This is a genomic window from Leptospira chreensis (assembly GCF_016919165.1).
GTDB lineage: Bacteria > Spirochaetota > Leptospiria > Leptospirales > Leptospiraceae > Leptospira_A > Leptospira_A chreensis.
The window spans coordinates 1-13992 of record NZ_JAFFPS010000057.1 but is presented as its reverse complement, the minus strand read 5'-3'; the positions used below and the strand labels follow the sequence as shown (position 1 = coordinate 13992).

At 37.2% G+C, this 13992-nt stretch carries 14 protein-coding genes; 6 read left to right on the top strand and 8 right to left on the bottom strand.

Annotated elements, in window-relative coordinates; translation table 11 throughout:
- Positions 1–578: 578 nt before the first annotated feature.
- The 4 genes from JWG41_RS15135 to JWG41_RS15120 form a co-directional block, all read right to left on the bottom strand.
- Positions 579–1181, bottom strand: coding sequence for a YdcF family protein (locus tag JWG41_RS15135; protein ID WP_205270769.1), 603 nt, complete (start codon positions 1179–1181; stop codon positions 579–581).
- A 257-nt stretch (positions 1182–1438) separates the two neighbouring features.
- Positions 1439–2470, bottom strand: a complete 1032-nt coding sequence (locus JWG41_RS15130) for a beta propeller repeat protein (RefSeq protein ID WP_205270768.1) — start codon at positions 2468–2470, stop codon at positions 1439–1441.
- A gap of 225 nt (positions 2471–2695) precedes the next feature.
- The gene (locus tag JWG41_RS15125; RefSeq protein WP_205270865.1) at positions 2696–3808 is read right to left on the bottom strand and encodes an MBL fold metallo-hydrolase; all 1113 of its coding nucleotides are present in this window, start codon (positions 3806–3808) and stop codon (positions 2696–2698) included.
- Between the two features lie 70 nt (positions 3809–3878).
- On the bottom strand, positions 3879–4595 hold the full coding sequence (locus JWG41_RS15120; protein ID WP_205270767.1) for a hypothetical protein: 717 nt from the start codon (positions 4593–4595) through the stop codon (positions 3879–3881).
- A 269-nt stretch (positions 4596–4864) separates the two neighbouring features.
- Between JWG41_RS15120 and JWG41_RS15115 the strand changes: the two genes are divergently transcribed.
- Positions 4865–5332, top strand: coding sequence for a hypothetical protein (locus tag JWG41_RS15115; RefSeq protein ID WP_205270766.1), 468 nt, complete (start codon positions 4865–4867; stop codon positions 5330–5332).
- A 148-nt stretch (positions 5333–5480) separates the two neighbouring features.
- A complete protein-coding gene (locus tag JWG41_RS15110; protein ID WP_205270765.1) occupies positions 5481–6167 on the top strand; it encodes an SH3 domain-containing protein in 687 nt (228 codons plus the stop codon).
- 179 nt (positions 6168–6346) lie between these two features.
- Here JWG41_RS15110 and JWG41_RS15105 read toward each other — a convergent pair whose 3' ends face one another.
- From JWG41_RS15105 to JWG41_RS15095, 3 genes are all read right to left on the bottom strand, one after another.
- The gene (locus tag JWG41_RS15105; protein ID WP_205270764.1) at positions 6347–6907 is read right to left on the bottom strand and encodes a ClpP family protease; all 561 of its coding nucleotides are present in this window, start codon (positions 6905–6907) and stop codon (positions 6347–6349) included.
- Positions 6908–6916: 9 nt separating this feature from the next.
- A complete protein-coding gene (locus JWG41_RS15100) occupies positions 6917–7495 on the bottom strand; it encodes an RNA polymerase sigma factor (RefSeq protein WP_205270763.1) in 579 nt (192 codons plus the stop codon).
- A 135-nt stretch (positions 7496–7630) separates the two neighbouring features.
- Entirely contained in the window at positions 7631–8704 is a 1074-nt protein-coding gene (locus tag JWG41_RS15095; RefSeq protein WP_205270762.1) for a M12 family metallopeptidase, read from the bottom strand.
- A 171-nt stretch (positions 8705–8875) separates the two neighbouring features.
- Between JWG41_RS15095 and JWG41_RS15090 the strand changes: the two genes are divergently transcribed.
- The 4 genes from JWG41_RS15090 (at position 8876) to JWG41_RS21240 (ending at position 12585) form a co-directional block, all read left to right on the top strand.
- Entirely contained in the window at positions 8876–9223 is a 348-nt protein-coding gene (locus JWG41_RS15090) for a hypothetical protein (RefSeq protein WP_205270761.1), read from the top strand.
- A 312-nt stretch (positions 9224–9535) separates the two neighbouring features.
- A complete protein-coding gene (locus JWG41_RS15085; protein ID WP_205270760.1) occupies positions 9536–10036 on the top strand; it encodes a hypothetical protein in 501 nt (166 codons plus the stop codon).
- A 242-nt stretch (positions 10037–10278) separates the two neighbouring features.
- Positions 10279–11199: an SH3 domain-containing protein gene (locus JWG41_RS15080; RefSeq protein WP_205270759.1), complete on the top strand. Its 921-nt coding sequence runs from the start codon at positions 10279–10281 to the stop codon at positions 11197–11199.
- 261 nt (positions 11200–11460) lie between these two features.
- A complete protein-coding gene (locus JWG41_RS21240; RefSeq protein WP_332461302.1) occupies positions 11461–12585 on the top strand; it encodes a GGDEF domain-containing protein in 1125 nt (374 codons plus the stop codon).
- Between the two features lie 363 nt (positions 12586–12948).
- Here JWG41_RS21240 and JWG41_RS15070 read toward each other — a convergent pair whose 3' ends face one another.
- Positions 12949–13413 (bottom strand): ankyrin repeat domain-containing protein, encoded by a 465-nt coding sequence (locus JWG41_RS15070; RefSeq protein WP_205270758.1) that lies wholly within the window; start codon positions 13411–13413, stop codon positions 12949–12951.
- Positions 13414–13992 lie beyond the last annotated feature (579 nt).

The following is a 13992-nucleotide window of genomic DNA, read 5'->3' as shown; positions in this document are numbered from 1 at the left end:
CTACTGAATTAAAATTTAATTTATGGAATTCCGATTTTATTTCTGACAACCGCCCTAACCCACCACCCTCAAAAAACGGATACTATGTAAAACTCATTTCCGGTGATCCCAATATTATCATTCGATTTGAATAACAAAAAAATCGTCCAGGAATTACTAACAGTTTCATTGTATAAAAGAGAGTGAAATTTTTCTCAATTCGTGACCTTGCAATATTTTCGATTCGCCTAGATTCACCATTGGTCTTCATTGATTGGGGAAATCATTTTATTTTGTGATCAAATTACTTTGGAAAGGCCCTCACTTTGGTAATTTACTTTCGATAGAAATCAATGCGCAAAGGAAAGAAAGTGTAGATCGAAACTAATGGAAAAAGGTAAGTGACTTACCTTTTACAGGGACTTACACTCCACACTGAATGGCTTTTTTCCACAAATTTCTAAATCGAGCAACTTACGAAAGTAAGCGAGTTACCTTTTCCCAACAGACACCACCCACAACTCCCCCAAACAAAATTCATCCAAAAGAATCCAATCCTCGAATCTCTATCCCTTACCTATTCCCCCTCACTCAGCTACCTATCTTTTAATCAAATGCAATCTATACCCTCTCATCATTAGAAAATCATAAGATGCCATCACTTCCTCTGGAATTTCTACAGAGTCTTGAAATCCTTTCTTGGGATATTCAAATAACCTTTGAAAATCACCAACGAGTTCATGAATGAATAACTCCAATGAGAGGAATTTGTGAGGAGCGTCTAAAAACGGATAATCAGGGGATGCGAGAATCGGTATGAGTTCCGGCCATTGTCTTTGCAATGCTAACTTTACCCTTAAAGTCATGGAAGGTTTTTGGATCACGATGACCTTTTTTGGAATCAATTCCAAATCAGCTAACAGAAGTTTAGAATACAGGATGTTTTCTCCCGTATTCGTCGATTTATCTTCTACTAAAATGCATTTAGGATCAACACCTTCTGCAATGGCCTTTTCTGCAAAAGATTTTGCTTCCGAAGATGGGAAAATATCTTTTGTAAAAAAGTTAACCCCACCGGAAAACAAAATCCTACTGGCAAAACCTCCTTTCCAAAGTTTGGCGGCATAACTTGCCACTCGAATGTCATGACTACACAAAACAAAAATTAAATCTGATTTTTCTAAAGGATCATTCCATATCATAAATTTCCACAGGATGGACGAATGGAATAGATCTTCTTTGGGTATTGAATTCAAAGACCACCAATTAGTTAATGTATTTTTTTTAAATCCCAGTGAGATATCTACCGGTCTTTTCAATTACAGATGATGCTTTTTTGAAAATAAGATCGAATGTATAAAAACTAAAATCCAACCCAGACTATTCGGACATTGGATTTTAGTTATAAACTTTTGTTAGATTAAACTTTTATATTGGACCCCGACGGAAAATTACGAATTCAATCGCAACTAGCAGTCATTACCTTAGAAGTTCCAGCATCACTAGAAACTGCCACAAAACGATTGTTTCCAAATGTAATGGCGCTCCAAGATTTTTGTTCAGGAGTTACCTGAGCTTTCCAATTGATTCCGTCTTGTGATGTCATTATCCGATTGGTTCCATTTGACGATACTGCAACAAAAAGTCCATTTCCATAAGTTATCGAACTCCATGTGTTAGCTTCCGTTGCTGTTTGTGCCGTCCATGTAATTCCATCAGGTGAAGTCATCAGCTGGTTCGAAACAGCCCCACTAGCTACAGCTACGAATTGACCATTTCCATAAGTTACGGAAATCCAAGTATTACCTACAGGTGCCGTTTGTGCTGTCCAAGTAATCCCGTCAGGAGAAGTCATAATCCGATTGGTACCACCAAAAGCTACAGCCGCAAATTTACCGGCTCCATATGCAATTGAAATCCAAGTATTAGTTTCCACCCCGGTTCGTCCTGTCCAAGTGATTCCATCGGGAGAAGTCATCACTTGATTGGTTCCATTTCCGGCCACAGCTACGAATTGACCATTTCCGTAGGTTACTCCCCTCCATTGGTTATTATTTGCAGAATTACGATCTGTCCAAGTGGCGCCATCTGGAGAGGACATTACCTTAACAGTCGCAGAGGGAGAAGTTGTAACATAAATACCATTTCCATAAGATATGGAAACAAATGAACCTACTGTTGAAGTAGTATGTCCTGTCCAAGTGATTCCATCGGGAGAAGACATGGATGGAGTAGTTCCATTGGTAGCAATCGCAACAAATTTGTCGCCGTATGTGACTGCGGACCATGTGTTTGTTTCCGCCGGAGTTTGAATTGTCCAATTGAGTGTTTTATTTTGGCATCCTAAACTCGACGTACTGTTGGCCGACGAAGCTAAGCCACCAAGTAAAAGTAAGGAAAGGGAATCATTATTTTCCTTTTCGGGAGTACAACCGATTGCGGAAAAAATAAGCAAACTGGAAAAAAGAACGGAACCATAGATTTTTCTCATTTTTGGGACACCATAGTAAATTTTAATCCTTATGATTCGAATTTACTAATGGACTGTCAAACCGCATTTTTGCATTTAACGAAGATTAGTAACAAAATCAACGACTGGGTTTTCAAGCTTCCCCAGCCACTTTCATGATTGATTTGTCTAAAATTTTGCTACGAATGGTCTAGAAAAATCAAAATCCTTATATTATTGGTTCGTAAAACATTGTTTAAATTGGAATCATTCTGATCCTATTAGCTTTTTCCACCATCTCTCCATTAGATTGGGCTCCCGAATTTTGACGAGTTGTCCAAACTTGGGAGTGAGGAGATCAATTTTATAAATCTCTGCTTGTTTCTCGAGTGCTTCCGCTGGTTCATACCAACTATGTAAGGCAAGATTAAACATTCCCCAATGGACTGGCACAAGTCTTTTACCTTTCAAATCCATATGAGCCTTTGCAGTCTGTTCGGGTAAAACATGCACAGCTTCCCACATAGAATTGTATTGCCCATTTTCAATAAATGTTAAATCAAAAGGACCATACTGATCCCCAATGTCTTTAAAGTGGACATCGTATCCAGAATCTCCGCTAAAATAGAATCTTTCTTTTTCTCCAATCACTGTCCAAGAAGACCAAAGTGTTTTATTCCCATTCGTACCACTCCTACCAGAAAAATGTTGAGCGGGGGTACAAACAATTTTTACTTTCCCTAAGTCGATACTTTCCCACCAATCTAGTTCCATTAGGCGATCTTCAGGAATCCCCCATTCTTTCATGTGCGAAGTGACTCCAAGAGGAGTTAAAAATTTTGTATTTTTAGTTTTAAAAAATTCGATTGTCTGCATATCGAGATGATCATAATGATCATGGGATATGATGATAAAATCAATCTTTGGTAATTCTTCCAATTTCACGACAGCATCTTGAAATCGTTTGACCATAAAACTAAAAGGAGCCGCCGATTCAGAAAACACAGGATCAAAAAATAATACTTTGCCTTCAATGTTTACGAGAAAAGTCGAATGTCCAAACCATATGAATTTAATACTTCCATCCGGTTTTAAAAACTCTTCAAAATCAGGTTTTTCTTCCGGCAATTTAACATCCGGCTTTTGGTTTTTATCCCCACCAAAGAAGAATTTAAAAAATAAGGAAAAGTAGTTTTGTCCTTCCCTCATCTTTTCTATGACATCGGGCCTGCGGTTTACGAACTGCTCTCTGGTTTCATCAAAGTGAGTGGATTTTTTTATTTTCTCAAGGTGTGTTCCGTGCGGATCCTTTCCGAACGCTTTGCATTGAACGAAGGAAAATGTAAAAAATAATAAAAGATAAAAAGGTAAATATTTCAAATACTTCTCTCCAGAAAATGAATTCGAATTTAGACTCATTTTCTAGAATAAAAAGTAAATTTGGTTCACTTCATTTTTCGAGAGATTGTAATTTTTGTTTCGCTTTCGCATGCCAAAAACCGGTTTTTTGCATTTCCACTATGGATTGTAAAAATCTTATTTCCGCAGACCGCTGGTTTTTTCCAAATTTCAAATCAAATATCTGTTTTTCTTGGTCTGGATCTATCCGTCTCTGGTAAAACTCTGAGTTATCAAGGATTTGATTGAATTCAATGGTAAAGTTTGCTGAGCTTGAAAATAAGGAAGTAGAAGAAGGAATTACTTTTGTTTTTATTGTAAATATCCCTAAAAAAACTATTTCTCCAGGTGCACCTTTAATTTTAAGTGTTTTATGGCTTTTGAAAGGATTTAAACGAGAATTCATATTCATTCTACATTTGTCACCGCAACTCCTTACCCACTTGAGTTCCCTAACCAAATATTCTTTATCACCGTTTAACACATTAGGGTTGAACATTGATTTTTTTGATGAGTGTGAGTAAGAAACATAAGATTTTTCTTCTTCTTCATAATAATAAAAAGGACTCTTCGTGGACTGACCTTTAAATATTTCTTTGGTTTCATCAATCTCTTCGATTTCGAAAATTTCGATATTTTCTCCATCCAATGATTGAAGATAGGTAAAACTACTCGCAATCAGGATATCTTTTCTTTCCGTTTCATCAAAAAGAAGAAAACCGACTAATGTTTTTTTGCCCTCTTCCTTTGCATCCCTTGGATCAAACAAACGTTCTGTGGTAGATTTACAAGACAAACCGAGCAATACAAAAAAAATACAAACAATTCTAAAAACAATCGATTTAACGGGAAACATTTTCTTATATGAGAAGATTTATTCAACAGTGTCAACAAAAAATAACTTGTCATTAGGTGGTAATTCATTAGATTTTGCTGATGCAACATTACTTTAGAATTATTTTTTATTTTATTATTCTTACATTATTCACAAACTGCATCACATTTGCGAACAAATTGCCCGAAGTCGATGAGGCTTTTATGAAAAGTTTAAAACAAAGCCCAACTTCGAAATCCATTACGATTTATCCACCCTCATTCATTGCCCATCCAGAAATCGTAGTTTCTGACGCAAAACGAATCAAACTAGCATTTGAAGAATCTGGATATTTTAAATCTGTGAAACTAGGCGATAAAGAAGACGAAATTTATGCATTGGTATTTTATTCTAGGAAGGCGGATACAGGGTATGGGCCAGTGATTAGTGGCATAACCTTTGGAATCATACCAGGTATTGGTTATGATAAAATAGCAACCGAAGTTACCTTTAGAAACAATGAAACAGGCAAAGCAAAATCTTATTCAAGAGAATCAGAAGTCAAGATATACATGGGTTGGATTTTCCTCCCACTATGGCCCTTTTTTCAAGAATCACCGGAGTTGAAGAAAATTATGCAACACCAAGTGAACTCAATTTTGAAAGAAGCAAAGTTGGATGGATTGATATAAAGAACTTTATAGGAATCTAATACAATCTCGCGGAGGTGGTCTTCAAAAATTCAGAATCCCTATCCCAAAACTTCAAAATTTAGTTGTTTTCTCTACGATTCTTCGACAATGATGAACAAAATTACCGAAGGATCAAATAAGAAACTAAATGAAACACCAAATCGTAGTTACATTCATTATAATCACATCGTTTTATTCCCAACAACTCCTGCCTTGTGAACCTTTCGACCCAGTACTTTTAAAACCGACTGACTCATCACGAGAAGATAAAGATTTTTTCTCTTTCAAACAAAAGTTAGAAAAAGCCATCCAAGAAAAAAATGTAAAATTCATAGAATCCATAATTGATCCGCAAATTTCTTTTGCATTTTCTGAAGACGGGATGGGCAAAACAAAATTTCTAAAATACTGGAAACTAGATAAGAAACCGAAAAATCCAGAATTCTGGGACCGGCTCTCCCAAACCATAAATCTTGGATTTACATTCAAAGACAATATCTGGTCGGCTCCTTTTTTATTTAACCAAACACCGGAATCCGTTGATTCATATAACTCTTCGCTCATCATAGGAAACACAGTCAATGTTAGAAACAAACCTTCAAAAAAAGGAGCAATCCTAACACAACTTAGCTGGGAATTTGTTAAAAATGAATATGATGAAAACTCAAAACAAGACCCAAAAGAACCATGTAACTTTAAAAAGGTTTGTATCTCCGACGGGCAAATTGGTTACATCTGCGAACAGTATTTACGCAGTCCAATGGATTACCGCGTTGGATTTTCTAAAAAAAACAATTCCTGGATGATGATTTTCTTTGTAGAAGGTAGCGATTAAAAGATACCAAAAGGTGAAAACTTTTGGTATAAAAATTCGATATTTTGGGAATAGATTGCGAATATTAGGAAGTTAGGATATAGGGGAAGAACGCACTTCCCACGAGCCACTCCCCTCCACCCTAACTCGGGCGGGGGTTTGTAGATTCGCCACAACATTATGTCTCTTACTCCACAAGATCAATCCCCTATGATCTTATCAATGATCCCATATTCCAGAGCTTCGGTCGCGGAAAACCAAGTATCTCGCTCCGTGTCTTCCATAACCCTCTCTAGTGGTTGCTCCGTTGCCTTTGCCATAATTTCGTTTAACAAATCTTTTTCCCTCCGAACGGATTCGGCAAAAATTCGGATGTCTTCTGCCGGTCCCTTAAATTCGCCCATAACATGTGGTTGGTGGATCAATACTTTACTGTGAGGGTATGCAAAACGATTTCCCTTTGCACCGGAAAGCAAAAGAACCGCACCAAAGGACATGGCCATCCCTAAACAAATAGTATAAACAGGATTATGTAGGCTCTTCATTACATCGAGAATCGCCAAACCTGCATAAGTGGAACCACCGGGAGAATGAATATATAAAGTAATAGGTCTTGTCGGATCTAATGCTTCAAGATACAAAAATCGATCAATTAGATATCTGGCGGAGTTATCATTAACTTCCCCCCAGAGAAAAACCTTTCGTTGTTCTAAATATACGTTTTCAATTTGCCCATTAGAATAAACTTGAGTTGCTTCCAAAAGATCCTCCTATGCTGCCATCAGATATGTGGCACAAGCTTCTGGTCGAAAGGTTTCACCGATTCTGCTCTTAAGAATTTTCTTTAGATAGATATGCCTCTTTTTAATAAAAGATAAAGTTTTTCCTTCGGAGATCGAAATTTCGGATAAGGAATAATTTTTGTAATAGTATAGTTCGATTAACTTTTGATCTGCTGGATCCAATTGATTTACATTTTTTAAAATAGTATCGAAACATTCTTTTTCTAAATAAGAGGAATCTGATTCTTTTGCATTTTGATCGATTTGATTTGGATCCACGAAGACTAAATTTTGGTTTTCCTTTTTTCTGAGAATGCGGTCTCCGTATTTGATCAGATTTCTTTTCAATAAAGTAGGAAAGGCAGCAGGAGTTGTGATTTTTTCCAGATTGCGATAGAGGTCCCAGAAAGATTCCTGAACTATATCCTGCGAAAGATCTTCGTCATTGATAATCTTGGATGCAAATTTGATAGCAAAACGGGAAAATCGATTTTGTAAAACGGTCCAAGCGCGCAAATCACCCGACTTTGCCCGTTGAAAAAGCTCAATATAAGATTTGTCATTCATACACTCAAATGTCCCAGTCAGTTCTCATTTGGTTCCAAAAAAAGAAAGTTCTTCCCTCTATTTTCAATAAAAGGGTTTTGAGGAAGAGATTTGTCTCTGGAATATCGGTGCCAGGAAAGCAAACGGACAAACGAATCAATTCGGTTTACCAAGCACAACCTTACCTTTCGATTTTGAGGTGGTGGTGAAGGCCAGTTTGCACTGGGAATTAGAATCAATGACCCAAAGATGGCCTACATAGGTTTCTTGTTCATACCTAGCGTTAGGACGAATCGTTGCATACTTGGTTTTTTTACCCGCGCTAAACCAATATAATGTAAGAATTTCTTTCGTATTATTTTCAACACTGAACGAACTTGCGCCAGACACTTTCTCCGGCGTATTCGCTACGTTTTGGCAATTGATTTCAGAAACTCCCGATATTGTTTGAGATTGGGCAACCGGAATGACAGGAGTTATATTTTCTTCAGTCAAAGAAACTTTACCCGGATACATTTTTGCGATATTCATCTTATCCATTTCGGAAAGTTCCTCATTCGCTTCTACCGATGAACCATCTAACGTCCATGAAGCGGGATACGAGTAAACCATAATTGATAAGGGATCGTATTGGCTGAAATTGACGAGATTGCGGTCATGCGGCTTGATCACAAAATCGTCGACCATTTCCATCGTCCATCCTTGCTCTGACAGTTCGGCAAAAATTGCCTTTCGGTTCCATGCTGTTTTGTTGGATGGATTCTGGTGTTCGTGGTCTAAACCCAGAGCATGACCAAACTCGTGTAATATGGTAGATTTATCGATCCATTCGAGATTCATCGTACGTTCATCTTGCTCGAAATATTCTGCCTCGTTACCGATTGCCGAATTGGCGCCGTCACCGGGCACAAAATCAATACGGATGTCGGATTTTTGTCCCCGGAGTTGCGGGGCAGAGTCAAAGAATTCAAAACTCAGATTCGCATAACGCGTCCATTCGACGGCAAAGCGGCGCACAGCTTGGCGTTCGGCATTCGTGCCACCGAGAAAGAGGATCCGTATCGTCTTACCGTTTTTCCAGCGGGTGCCTTTCACTTCGACGGAGCGAGCGACGACTGTGGGTTGCGCGGGCGGTTTGGCGAAGCTCATGCGTTTACCGCCCTGGCTTGCAAAAATGGCGGTGCCTTGTATGATCAGGCAAACCACAAATATGATGGCAACGTTTTTCATAGTAATTCCCACTTTTCTCAGACAGCAAATGAAGCGATTTGCATTTCGTAAAATTTTTTATAATCAATAGAAGAAGTAAAGCCTAAAGTAAAATGGATTTGGTTTATCAGGGGTTTACAAAGTAAAAAAGATTCTTGACGATAAACAAAAAATAACTCTGATACATACGATATGGCTATCCGGATTTTTTTACTTACCATTGTCGGTTTTTTCTGCACACATTGCACATCGCTTGATCTCGCGGGAAAAAGTTATGAAGGTAAACCGAAAGAAAGCGCGCAGAAACCGAGAATCATAGGTGCGGTGCAAGCGGGACGAATCGATTTCGCGCCGGAAAAAGTGACTTATATTTTACCTGGCTCTGACCTAAAAAACATCGGCACCTATACGGTCTCAGCCGGCACGGTGACTATCCGCAATGCCACGGGGGTTACTTACACTTTTACGATCAAAGAAGACGGTAAGATCTTACTATGGAATGGTGTCGAACTTCGTCGCACAGATTTTTCCTGGCCCTAATCAACTCGAATGTCCTTCGTTATCCGATTCACGAGTTTCTCCTTGTATACAATCGGGTTTTTGGGCGAGTCCCCAAACAACCGTTCTCCATCTCCTTTGTTTTTTAACTAGGAATGATCTTTTCTCTTCCTTGGGGTCGGGCTATCCAGGGCTTCGGTCGCCGTTTGCGACCGCTAACGCGCCCTTACTATCCCTCTCGCGAGTTTGCTTTTACTACGAAGGAATCACTGGCGCACAATGATTCCGTTCAAAATCTGACATGACTTGGCCTAAACACAAAACAAAACTTGAATCAAAAAAGAGGATATGAAAATGCTAAAAACAATACTATCGCTAGTCAGTATCACTTACCTATTTGTGGGTTGTTACTCCTATATGGGTAAGGAATTACCAAATCGATTAAATGAAAAGTTGACTCCCAAAACAGGCCCATTGTCTTTTACTATCAACACTAGTGATTTAGACGATAAAGCATTGTTTGAAACCATCGTTGAAACTAATTTAAAAAACACGAATCTCTTTGATAAAGTTACAAAAATAAATGCCGGCGATAAAAAAGAAACAACACATCTGGACATCTATGTTTTCCCTGGTAACACCTACCAAAATGGTTGGATCACAGGAATGAGTTCCTTCTTTATGGGAATCACATTCGGCTTACTTCCTGGGATAGCAGAACGGAATCAAGTTTGGGATATTGATGTATATCATTCAGGAAAACAAACAAAATCATTTACGTTCACTCAAAGTAAAAATACATTTTTGGAATCATCCCGCTATTCATTTATCTATTCAATGATAAACGGGATGTAAATCATGAAATTGGAAAGAATGTAATCAACAATTTGTTCTTAAAATTACAATAGTAACGGATTTCTTTAGAAACGATTGTCACCTATGCCATTTAGATTCGAAAACGAAATAACGATCACCTCTTTTATTATAAAAATACTAGGGAACAATTTTACCGAATGAATGGCATGGGAACAGAGTTATTTTCTATGAATTGGGCTATGGATTGAATCATAAAGGGAAACTAGTCAGAAATGTTTAGAATGAAATCACACGCAAAATTCCTTATTTTCTTTTTATTTTTTTCATTCGCTTACGGATCAGATCAGCCGAAGAAAAAGGTTACGACAACCTGTCCCAAAAACTATTCTTGTATAATCACATATATAAGTTCTGAAGCGATTGCCATCTACGCTCGCAATTGGCAAAAGGAAATTATTGATAATGATGGCCCAGCGCCTTTGGACCAAATCACCCTCCTCAAAGACAAAGCCGGAAATTTTTTAGAAGTTGAGATTTCAAAAAATGTTTATTATTACAAAGGTTTTTGGAAGGGTAAGGAAATATTAATTAGTCGATTCGACTTAGATATTTCCAAGAGTTTACGGACCCTTGGATTGCAGACTATAATTTTATCAAAAGAAGCAGATCCTAATTCACCCCTAGTCGGAATTGTCCCAAAAAATACCCTCTTCGCTGTAAAAGAAAATACAAACCCGTTGTCAGAGCAAAATGGTTTCGTAAAAATAGAATACAATCATACTGTTGGATGGGTGAATCGAAGTTCGCTCAGCAATGATCCGTATGACATTCGTTATTACAATATTGGAATACAAGAAATTTCCAAACCTTATCATTTTTCTGCCTTTGAAAAGGATTTTAGTACCAAAATTAGATTTCGGGGAATGGACTTTCACTTACTAGAATGTATGATTTCCGATACAGAATGCCAAGGGAATCCAAGAATGGGTCGTTCTAGTTTTGGCGAGGACCAAGAAGCAGTGTATTTTGATCTCACATCTAAAAAAGGCTCCCTGTATTATTGTGAAATTAGGCGAGCGGATATTTTAGATGAACTGGAACGATTGGCTGAAGAACAGATTACCGAAGAAGAATTAACTCCATTTATGAACTGCGCTATCAAAGAAGAGGAAGAAATAAAAGGAGAGGAGGAATCAGAATAAATAAATCTGACTCGATTATAAATTCAGATTTAACTTTTGTGAACAATTTACATAACTCAAAACGAATATATTATTTTCCAGAAAATCAGAATTTATAGATAACAAAGAAGACCAGAATTACTAATCAAATTTACCTTGACTTTACCTTTAAGATCCTATCCTAAGTTTAATTCATTTTTTTATTAACTGATTCTGATTTACAACGATTCAATTTATGAAACATATTGAATAAATAAGTTTATTTAAGGAATTAACAGTTTGGTGAAAAATTCAAAAAATACAACAAGTTCGAACCAAAATATAAGCACAAAATCAATCTCACGATCCGAAAAGTTCCAAACTGCGAATTTGGCTCGTTGTGTTTATACTTTAATTATGGTCTTAGTCTTTTACTATTTTCATTTACCGTGGATTGTAATTATAGGTTCCATTCATCTTCTATTTTCAGTTCTATGGTTTGCACTCATTGAAATTGAAATCTTAGTTGAAAAGAATCATTGGTGGAGCGGATATGTTCCAGCAAGTTTCGATTTGATTTGGCTGACTGTTCTTGCATACGGAACCGGACACATTACTTCGTTTTTTATTTTGGGATACTTAGGCTCCATTGCTCTTAGCAGTATGTCTCTCGACCGCAATTATGGAATATATAATGCGTTTCTAGCGACTCTTCTGTTTAGCTCCATGGGATTTTTAGTCTATTACGAAGTATTACCTTTAATCAATATATTAATGCCTCCAATTAAACCGACTCTATTAAGTATATTAATTTCTTCTATTTTGCTTGGTGGCAGCTCATTTATAGTAAATCAGATTGTCTCGAAGTTATTCTTTTCTCTAACGGACGTTAACGAAAAACTATTAGCGATAGCTATGACCGATCCACTCACAGGATTATCAAATCGTCGATCCTTTCTTTCTAATTTGGAAGTTGAAATTGCTCGTAAACAAAGGAGCAATGGGACTTATCCAATTTCTTTTATACTATTTGATTTGGACCATTTTAAGAGCATCAATGATAATTATGGACATGATATCGGAGACCTTGTTTTACAGGAATTTTCGTCTATTTTAAAAACTTCACTTCGAAAGCAAGATTTCTCAGCTAGGTGGGGAGGAGAAGAATTTATCGTTCTTCTTCCAGATACAAATTTAGATGGGGCTGAAATAGTAGCAGAAAAAATCAGAAATTTAATTTCATTGATACGATTATCTGTTAACCAAACAGAAATTAAATGTTCAGTAAGTGCCGGAGTTGCCATCATGAATTCAAAAGAAACAACGGCCGATTCAGTAATAAAAAAAGCAGACAATCTATTATACGAAGCTAAAAAAAGAGGGCGGAATCAAATTTGTTCAGAAAAAAACTTTCCTGAAATTGTTTGATGTGCCAATTCAAAAGATGGGATCAAATTTCTCAATGCCCTCCTCCTCCTCCCGACGAGGAATGACCACCACCTCCAGAACGACTACCTGACCGATTGGAGGTAGTAGCGCGGGATGAGGAAGAATGATATTTCGAATCACAACTGGAGTAACAACCCATATAAAGGACAGGACAGGTAAGATTCACTTGATTGGTATTTGTAGAGGAACTTTGCATAGTGATAATATAACAAAGTGATTGGTCAGAAACACACTTTTGCCTACAACTATCGATCGAATGATTGGAAAATGTATTGGAACATCTAACAAACAACAACAAAAATAAACATGAAATGAATAAACTCGGAGAGAAATGGAGAATCTTCATTTAGCACCTTTCTCCATTAACAACCTAACAATCTCTTCCCTTTCGGAAAAGAGAATTTCAGACAAGGCAGTGTGACCCTCATTCGTGACTAAATTAGGATTTGCTCCTGCATCGAGTAATATCTTAACTATTCTCGGATAACGATTATAAGATGCCATCATTAGGGCAGTATGTCCGTTTCTGGTTTTTGCATTTAATTCGACTTTCACGGAAACTAATAGTGATACAATTTCAGTGTGACCTTCTTTAGAAGCTATCATAAGAGGTGTTAGTCTTTCGAATGTGTCTTCAGGACTATTAATATCGTATCCTAAATTTATTAGTTGTCTGACTCTTTCCGTATTACCTATTGCAACCTGGTAATAAAGATTGTAAAATCGATCTTCTGATCTCGTTTGAACATTCGCACATTGAATCGTCAATAGGAGAAAACTGAATACAAGGTAAACTATTCGTTTCATGATTGCATTTTCGCATGACACAAACCATTTCGAAATAGTGGATTTCCGCAAATGTGGGAAACTACTAAGTGTAATATGGAATCATAGAAATATTTTCGTTTACTTTTATTAATACAGAACTATCAGAAAATAATTTATGCAAGCAGGAGTATAATAGAACGAAAAACACCATTTAAAATAAAGTATAGTCGCCTTTAAACTAGCGCCTATGCTCTGCATTGCGTCATCACCGTGCAATATGGTGCAAAGGTGAAAAGATTTAGAATAAAATTTCCGAAGCGATCAAGGTTCTTTTCAAAAACGATAGGTTGTGTTATAGAGGAAATTCGTGAAGCCCACGAGCCACACCCCTCCACCCTAACTCGGGCGGGGGTTTGTAGATTCACCCCCACATTATGTCTCATTAGAAATCTCTTCCTAACTTCTCCCCACTTTCCCTCTTGCGCATAAAAAAACCCCGCTTGTTTAAAAGCGAGGTTTGTAGTGAACAATGGTTAATGATTTTGGTCATTTCTGACCAACTTTTACAATATACAACGTAGCGTGACAACAATCCTAACGAAAGGTAATTGGTTTCCT

Bases quoted from the DNA above. Each gene is read 5' to 3' on its own strand.
- JWG41_RS15080 (WP_205270759.1), top strand. From the start codon at position 10,279: ATGAAATCACACGCAAAATTCCTTATTTTCTTTTTATTTTTTTCATTC.
- JWG41_RS15100 (WP_205270763.1), bottom strand. From the start codon at position 7,495: ATGAATGACAAATCTTATATTGAGCTTTTTCAACGGGCAAAGTCGGGT.
- JWG41_RS15070 (WP_205270758.1), bottom strand. From the start codon at position 13,413: ATGAAACGAATAGTTTACCTTGTATTCAGTTTTCTCCTATTGACGATT.
- JWG41_RS15115 (WP_205270766.1), top strand. From the start codon at position 4,865: ATGAAAAGTTTAAAACAAAGCCCAACTTCGAAATCCATTACGATTTAT.
- JWG41_RS15090 (WP_205270761.1), top strand. From the start codon at position 8,876: ATGGCTATCCGGATTTTTTTACTTACCATTGTCGGTTTTTTCTGCACA.
- JWG41_RS15135 (WP_205270769.1), bottom strand. From the start codon at position 1,181: ATGATATGGAATGATCCTTTAGAAAAATCAGATTTAATTTTTGTTTTG.
- JWG41_RS15095 (WP_205270762.1), bottom strand. From the start codon at position 8,704: ATGAAAAACGTTGCCATCATATTTGTGGTTTGCCTGATCATACAAGGC.
- JWG41_RS15130 (WP_205270768.1), bottom strand. From the start codon at position 2,470: ATGAGAAAAATCTATGGTTCCGTTCTTTTTTCCAGTTTGCTTATTTTT.
- JWG41_RS15110 (WP_205270765.1), top strand. From the start codon at position 5,481: ATGAAACACCAAATCGTAGTTACATTCATTATAATCACATCGTTTTAT.
- JWG41_RS15085 (WP_205270760.1), top strand. From the start codon at position 9,536: ATGCTAAAAACAATACTATCGCTAGTCAGTATCACTTACCTATTTGTG.